Origin of the sequence: Myxococcus vastator (assembly GCF_010894475.1) — a bacterium.
Lineage (GTDB): Bacteria > Myxococcota > Myxococcia > Myxococcales > Myxococcaceae > Myxococcus > Myxococcus vastator.
The window spans coordinates 1-7346 of the sequence record NZ_JAAIYB010000422.1 but is presented as its reverse complement, the minus strand read 5'-3'; the positions used below and the strand labels follow the sequence as shown (position 1 = coordinate 7346).

5 protein-coding genes and 1 pseudogene are annotated in these 7346 nt (G+C 70.9%); 4 read left to right on the top strand and 2 right to left on the bottom strand.

The window, feature by feature from the left end:
- The 3 genes and pseudogenes from G4D87_RS30225 to G4D87_RS30215 form a co-directional block, all read left to right on the top strand.
- Nucleotides 1-772, top strand: a pseudogene (locus G4D87_RS30225) (hypothetical protein); the annotation flags it as partial.
- A gap of 45 nt (nt 773-817) precedes the next feature.
- Nucleotides 818-1228, top strand: coding sequence for a cupredoxin domain-containing protein (locus G4D87_RS30220; protein WP_163786166.1), 411 nt, complete (start codon nt 818-820; stop codon nt 1226-1228).
- A gap of 57 nt (nt 1229-1285) precedes the next feature.
- Nucleotides 1286-4252, top strand: coding sequence for a helicase C-terminal domain-containing protein (locus tag G4D87_RS30215; protein WP_163786165.1), 2967 nt, complete (start codon nt 1286-1288; stop codon nt 4250-4252).
- 13 nt (nt 4253-4265) lie between these two features.
- Here the strand turns inward: G4D87_RS30215 and G4D87_RS30210 are convergent, their stop codons facing one another.
- Together G4D87_RS30210 and G4D87_RS30205 are read right to left on the bottom strand one after the other, a co-directional pair.
- Nucleotides 4266-5003 (bottom strand): signal protein, encoded by a 738-nt coding sequence (locus G4D87_RS30210; RefSeq protein ID WP_163786164.1) that lies wholly within the window; start codon nt 5001-5003, stop codon nt 4266-4268.
- The gene (locus G4D87_RS30205; protein ID WP_163786163.1) at nt 5000-5749 is read right to left on the bottom strand and encodes a HEAT repeat domain-containing protein; all 750 of its coding nucleotides are present in this window, start codon (nt 5747-5749) and stop codon (nt 5000-5002) included. The genes G4D87_RS30210 and G4D87_RS30205 overlap by 4 nt, the downstream gene beginning before the upstream one ends.
- An 822-nt stretch (nt 5750-6571) precedes the next feature.
- Between G4D87_RS30205 and G4D87_RS39685 the strand changes: the two genes are divergently transcribed.
- Complete coding sequence (locus tag G4D87_RS39685; RefSeq protein ID WP_240358728.1) at nt 6572-6901, top strand: hypothetical protein; 330 nt, start codon at nt 6572-6574, stop codon at nt 6899-6901.
- Nucleotides 6902-7346 lie beyond the last annotated feature (445 nt).

Below are 7346 nucleotides of genomic sequence, written 5' to 3'. Positions count from 1 at the left end.
CCCCACGCCCGAGCAGATTCAGGCGCTGGCGGTGCGCGAGCGCGTCCCCGCCCGCATCGCGAAGGGCGAGCTCGAAGGGAAGATGAAGTGCCGCATCTGGCGCAAGCTGCACGCCGAGGAGGCGAAGCGCTTCGACCAGGTGTACGAGCTGATGGGCCAGACGCCCAGCCTGTCCCTGGGTGACGCCTTCGGCGTGCTCCAGAGCGGCATGACGGTGGCGGAGTTCATGGCCCGCAAGGAGCGCACCCAGCGCAAGGCGGCCATCAAGCAGGCGCGCGGCGAGGTCGAAAACGCCGTCGTCGCGGACTTCCTGGCCCGCCTCATCAGCGACAAGGCGGAGGTCTCCGTGGTGCTGGCGGAGCGCTCCCTGCTGGACACGCTGCTCGGCGAGGAGCCCATCGCCTTCACACTGGAGCGCACGGGCCGCCTGGAGAAGCTCCAGGTGGTGCTGCTGGCCCGGCGCGGGGACTGGGAGCGGCTGCTGCCCGGTCTGGAGCGCGATGCCAAGCTGACGCAGAAGCCGTCCGCGGTGGCGCGTCAGCCGGACAAGCGCCCCCACTCGGACCCGCGAGCCTTCCTGGACCACCTGGGGCAGACGGTGCGGATGGTGCTGCGCAACGGCATCACCCTCCAGCTTCCGCTGATGCGCGTGGGCCGGTTCGACCTGCTGCTGGGCGAAGAGGGCCACGAAGTCTTCGTCCCGCTCCACGCCCTGCTGCGCTTCGAGCCCGTCACCTCCCCCTCCGAGAGCGCCCCCGCGGACGAGGCCTGAGGCCCATCCCCGCGGAGGGCGCGGCCCCTCACCGCCGAGACCTCCATGCGTCAGTTCATCTCCCGCATCATCAAGCCCTGGCTCGCCCTGGCCGCGACGGCCGCCATGGTGGGCATCACCCAGCAAGGGTGCACGAAGGACGCCGACGCGGCGAAGGCCCCCGCGGTCCCGGAGAAGCGGGAGAACGGCGTGCGCGTCGTCGAGCTGTCCGTCACGGAGAAGGGCTACGAGCCCAGCCCGGTGAGCCTCAAGAAGGGTGAGCCGGTGAAGCTGGTGGTGACGCGCAAGACGGACCACACCTGCGCCACCGAGGTCGTCATGGACGGCTACGACATCAACACGCCGCTGCCGCTCGGCCAGCCGGTGGAGATTGCCTTCACGCCGAAGGAGTCCGGCAAGCTGGTGTACGGCTGCGCCATGAACAAGATGATTTCCGGCGTTTTCATGGTCGACTGACGGACGCTGGCCGATTTCTGGGCAGCGCCGCCGGGCGGAGTAGTCTGCGCGGCCTGAATGGGCGGCGCGGCGGAGCTCTTCACCCGGCATGTCTTCCTCGACCTCGAAACCACGGGGCTGGACCCGCGTGTGGACGAGGTCATCGAGCTGGGCTGCATCTTCTTCGAGAACGGGCGCGAGGTGGAACGCTTCGCGCGCCTGTACTCGGCGTCGCGGCCCCTCCCCCTCACCATCCGGCGGCTGACGGGCCTGACGGACGCGGACCTCGAAGGGCATCCGCGCTTCGGCACCGACATCGCCGAGCTTCGAGAGAAGCTCTCCGGCTGGACGGTGGTGGCGCACAACGCGCCCTTTGAAAAAGGCTTCCTGCCGGACCTGCTGGGCCCCATCCGCGCCCCGGTGCTCGACTCGTGCGAGCTGATGCACTACCTGCACCCGGAGCTGCCCAGCCACTCGCTGGAGTCGCTGCTGCGCTGGGGCGGACTGGCACTGCGCCAGCCGCACCGCGCGGTGTCGGACTGCGAGGCGGTGTACTCGGTGCTGGTGCACGCCATGGAGCGCTGCATCCGCGAGGGCCGTGGCGATGACGTGGTGGACCTGCTCGCCGCGTTGGATCCACGCAAGGGCGCGGAGCTGCGCCTGGCCATGGAGGGCGTGGGCCTGAAGGACGGCGCGAGCGGCACGTTCGACTACGAGGAGTGGCCGCTGGTGGACCTGCTGTCGCGACTGGCCGCCGCGTGCCGCGCGGAGGCGGCGCCGCTGGCGCTGGAGGCGCAGGGCTTCCTTCGCGGGAAGCCGGAGCGGCGGCGTGCGGGAGGCGCCACGGCGCTGCCCGAGCCAGAGGCGGATGCCCCCGTGCTGCCGGTGCGTCCGGACGAGGTCTCCGCGCTGCTGGGCGCGAATGGCGCGTTGGAGCAGGCCGGTGAAGGGTTCCTGAGCCGGGCCGCGCAGCTCGACGTCGCGCAGGCGGTGGCGCGGGCGCTGTCGGACGGCGGGCAACTGGCGGTGGAGGCCGGCACGGGCACGGGCAAGTCGCTGGCGTACCTGGCTCCCGCGGCCCTGTTCGCGGCGCGCAACGGACGCAAGGTCGGCGTGGCGCCGCACACCAAGACGCTGCAGGACCAACTCCTGGAGAAAGACCTGCCACGGCTTCACCGGGCCACGAAGGGCGCCTTTGGCTATGCCCTGCTGAAGGGCCAGACGAACTACCTGTGCCGCCGCCGCGCGCTGGAGGCCACACGGGTGGAGCCCGGCATGGGGCACGCCGCGCGCGCGCCTCGGGCGTACCTGCGCGCGTACCTGCGCCGCAGCGGCGAGGGCGACCTGGACCGGCTGAGCCACTGGTTCCGCGAGCGCTTCCCGGTGCTGATGGCGTTGGTGCCCGCCGTGCGCTCCGAGGCGTCGACGACGCTGGGCGAGAAGTGCCCGCACTTCCACCGCTGCTTCTATCACTCGGCCGTGGCGCAGGCCCGTGAGGCGGACGTGCTGGTCATCAACCAGTCACTCGCCTTCGCGTGGCCCGCGCGCTACCCGAAGCTGGACCACCTGGTCCTCGACGAGGCGCACGAGGTGGAGGACGTCGCCACCACCGCGCTGGCGCTGGAGCTGTCGGACCTGGCCTTCCTCCGCCTCACCGAGCGGCTGCACGGCAGGGACGGACGGCGCGGCCTGTTCGCCGAGCTGCGCAAGGCGCTGAGCGCTTCGCGCCGGACGGAGACACGGGCGCTGATGGGCGAGGTCGAGGATGGCCTTCGCCGGTTGCTCGACGACGCGCGCGACCTCAGCGCTCGCGTCACGGAGCTGTGCGAGCCCGCAGCCACCGCCGTGGGCGAGGATCCGGACGAAGGCGCGTACTCTCCGGAGCTGCGCATCACCGCGACCGTGCGCGCCCTGCCCGCCTGGGAGCCGGTGCGCGAAGGACTTGAAGGCGTGCGCGGCGCGCTCCAGGCGCTGCATGTCCTGCTCTCTGTGCGCGTGCTGGCCGCGCTCCCCGAGCTGGCGGCCCGGCAGCCTGCACTGGAGCGGGAGTTGTCCGGCGCCACCACGGAGCTGGGCGAGCTGGCGGTGCTCGCGGGCGAGCTGTCCGGTGAAGCCGCGCCAGGACGGTGCTACGCGGCCACGGCGGAGCCGAAGCGGCAGCGGTGGAGCCTGAGCGCCCAGCCGGTGGATGTCTCCGCCTACGTGTCGAAGGACTTCGCGGAGAGCAAGCGCACGCTGGTGCTCGCCTCCGCCACGCTGGGCACTGGCGACGGCTTCCCCTTCGTCCTGCGGCGCCTGGGGCTCGACGGACGCGGAGGCCGGCCCGCGCCCCGGCTGGTCCGCGCGGCCACGCCCTTCAAGCTGCAGGAGCAGGCGCTGGTCGTGCTCGTCACCGATGCGCCTCGTGCACACGAGGAAGCCTTCATCGAGTGGGCCTCGCTGCGGATTTCGGGCCTGGCACAAACGATGGGCGGCCGGGTGCTGGGGCTGTTCGCGTCGACGCGCCGCATGGAGCGCGTGGGCACGAGCGTGCGCGGACGGCTGGACCCGCTGGGCATCGAGGTGCTGCGGCAGTCACGCGGGCACAGCCGCTCGCTGGCGGCACGGCAGGAGAAGGACACGGGCACCGTGCTGCTGGGGACCAAGAGCTTCTGGCAGGGCGTGGACATCCCCGGCCGCGGCGTGGGCTGCGTGTTCATCGACAAGCTGCCGCTGGAGCCCGCCATGCGTCCGCTGGTGGCCGCGCGCGAGGAGCCGCTGTCCCGGAACGGCGGCGAGTACATGGGCTTCCTCCACTACCGGTTGCCACGCGCCCTGCTGCAGCTGCGCCAGGGCGTGGGCCGACTCATCCGGGCCACGACGGACCGGGGCGTGGTCATCATCTCGGACCCGGGGCACCCCAGCTACCGTGGCCACCTGATGAACGCGCTGGAGGGCTATCGCGTCGAGGCGCTCCCGTGGGCCCAGGCGCGCCTGCGCATCCACGCGATGCTGAAGGAGACGGGGCTCACCGTGGAGTCAGGACCCGCGCGGTCCTGGGGGTGAGCCCCGGAGCGGCTCAGTCCTCGAGCCGGGTGCGGTAGCGCGCATCCAGGGCGCGCAGCTCGTGGATGAGCTCGGGGGAGGCACCCGAGTGCTCCGCGGCCAGGAGCGCGTTCGACAAGGTCCTCGCGTCCTCCTCGTTCTGCTCGCGGAGGCGCTGCACCATCTTCCGCGTGGCATCGAAGAGGTCCTGGAGGTCGTCGCCATCCCGGAGCCCGTGCTGGGGTGGGCGCAGCCGGCCGTCGTGGACCTCCTGCACCATGCGGCGGATGCGGAAGAGCGGGCCCGCCACCTTGTGCGTCACCACGATGGTCCCCAAGCCCACCACCGCGATGAAGGCCACCAGGAAGCCCCCCAGCGCCCACCAGGTAAGCTTCTGCTGCCGCTCCAGCTCCGCGCGTTGGGCGATGATGGCGGCGCGCTCGGCCTCGTAGGCCGCGTCGATGGCCCGTGCCTTCTCGCGGAAGCTCGCCTCGAACGTGGGGTCGTCCATCCGCGTCAGCAGCTCATTGGAGAGCGTGGCGCCGGACAGCTCGCGGCTCACCTCCGCCGCGCGGGAGCGGGCCTCCACCGCCGTCGCCGTCTCGCGCATGAGCGACCGCGCGCCTCTCACGAGGAACACGCCCAGCAGCGCCGACAGCACGAGCGTCACCGAGACGATGTACGCCGTCAGCTTGAGCTGGAAGCCCGTTTCGAGGAGGAAGTTGCGCCAGCGCCGCTTGGGTGGCGTCAGGGGCGCCGTGGTCGTCGTCATGTCTCGCTGCTCCACTCGAAGGTCTCCGCCGCTTCCTCCACCGCGCGAGGTACCAGCGCCTTGAGGAGATCGCCAGGCTGAGCGCCCGCGGCATTCACTTCCACCTGCCCCATCAGCGACAGGTCCGGGTAGGTGAGGCACACCAGCGCCACCCGCAGCCCGCCGCTGTCCGTCGCATGAAGCTCCGGGGTGATGCGGTAGCCCCGCACCCGAAGCTTCTTCAGGGTGCCCTTCGCCGCCGCCTTCGTCTCCTTCGCGGGCGCGAGCTGGGCCCCGCTCCGCATCAGCCGCGAGCGCAGCCGCGCCTCCGTCGCCTTCACCAGGTCGGCGGGGAGCTTGCCCGTGCGGTCCTTGAGCGCCTCGAGATGCACGTAGAAGCGCGGCGGACGGGACTGGTACTCCTTCAGGGCGCCCACGGCCTCGCGCACCGCCGCCTGGACCGACGCGTCCGCCTCCGCCTTGTGGGCCTGGAGGCAGGCGAGCCCGTCGGGCTCCAGCAGCTTCGCCAGCCCCTTCGCCACGGCCGCGCGCACCAACTCGCTCTCGTCCTTCAATCCGTTGCACAGCAGCGGCACGGCCTCCGGGTCCTCCGTGGCCCCGAGCACCAGCGCCGCCTGCGAGCGCGAGCGCGGGTCCTTGCTCTTCTGGAGCTGCTTGCCCAGGAAGGCAATACGGGAGCTACCCTGGGCCAGGGCCGCGCAAGGCGCGAGGAGCAACAGGACGAGGGCGGAGGAAAGCAGCTGCATGTGCAGGGAAGGTGTCCGGAGAGTCTAGCGCCGTCTGACGATTGCCGAACAGTTGCATGGCCTTGCACCTGGAAGACAGTGGGTCACGCCCACGCCCACCCTGGAGGGCCGACCCGCTTCTGTCAGTCCGGGTGTCTGTCCAGACCTGGGGATGTCCTGGGAAGGGTGCATGGTGCGGGGCCGTCACAGCGGCCCGGGCTCGGCCCCTGTGGCCCTACAACCGGTGCCTCGCGCCTCCTCCACCGCAGCAGGACCGGCAGGAATCGAGCCATCCGCTCGGGGATGTGGCCTTCATGGGGTAATGTGCGCCTCTCCAGGAGGGCTCACCAGGTGTCTTTCACGTCCCGGTTGGAAGGTCTGCTCCAGAACGTGGGGTTGGGCGGTATCGTGGGTGAGGTGCGCGCGCGCCTCGGGCTTAAAGAGGCCCGAGACACGTCCGCGCCCCGGTCCTCGGACTTCCCCTCACCTCCTCCTCGTGGCGCCGCGCAGCAGACCGTGGTCGAGCGCACGCCGCGTCCCAGGCCTGCCATCTCCCAGCCGCCCAACGCGTCGGCGCCGGAGCCGACCGTGGCAGAGCGCACTCCGCCGCGCGGCGCGGCAATCACCGGCGCTGACGCACCTTCGGCTGCCCAACCCTCAACGCCTGAGCCCTCCCGGAAGGCGTCTCGCAGCGGGACGAAAAAGAAGAAGCCCGCAGGGCGGCAGGCGCGGAGCAGCACGGGAGCCAGGTCAGAGAAGCGGACGGCACGGCCGGCCGCGAAGTCCAAGAAGCGAGCGCGCCCTGCGAAGGAAGCGGCTTCGACCGCGAATGGCGGCACCGCCGTGGACCAGTTGCTGGCCGCGCTGCGCAGCCATCCGCGGCAGCAGGATCTCATCTCGGCGGGCAAGCAGAAGGACCAGCTCGTGCGGTCACTCATCCCCCTCTATCTCGCACGCTCGCTGGATGGGGAGTTCGAGGTGACGTCTGGAACGACGTCTCGGTTCTGGGGGGAGCTTGGCGTCACCTACGCCGCGCCGAACGCGGCCAAGGCGCTCCGCCTGCACGGTGGCTACGCGCAGGACACCCAGAAGGGCAAAGCCATCACGGCCCGGGGCATTCAGTACGTGGAAGAGATGCTAAGTCGATTCGGAAGCGCCTCTTCAGGCACCTGAACGGTGAGAAGCCGCGAGGGGCAATAGGGCGCGGGGCGCTCCGTCTTCAGCTCGCCCCGCTCCATCACTTTTCTCGAACCGTCCCTGGCGCACCGGCAATCGCCCATGCGCCAGTGTGAACGACAGACTGGACCCAAGCCTGAGGCAACGAACCTTCCAGGCTTGAGTGCCATGTATCGCCCAAGCATCCTCGACCGACTACACGCTGCGCGGTCTGGCCCTCCGGCCGTTCGCGGCAAGCGGGCTGGGTAAAGCCAAGAACCAACGCGGGCTTTTGACAGCCGTTCGGGCTCACCTTCCGCCCAAGGGCATGTCGGGCAGGTCGCCTGCCTGGCGGGAATCCTTGGGGCCGAAACGGCGAGGACGATGCTCGCGCCCATGTCTCTCACCTGATGCGCCACCAGCTCCACCCTGACGCCCACGCCCCGCTGGCTCCCCACCCAGG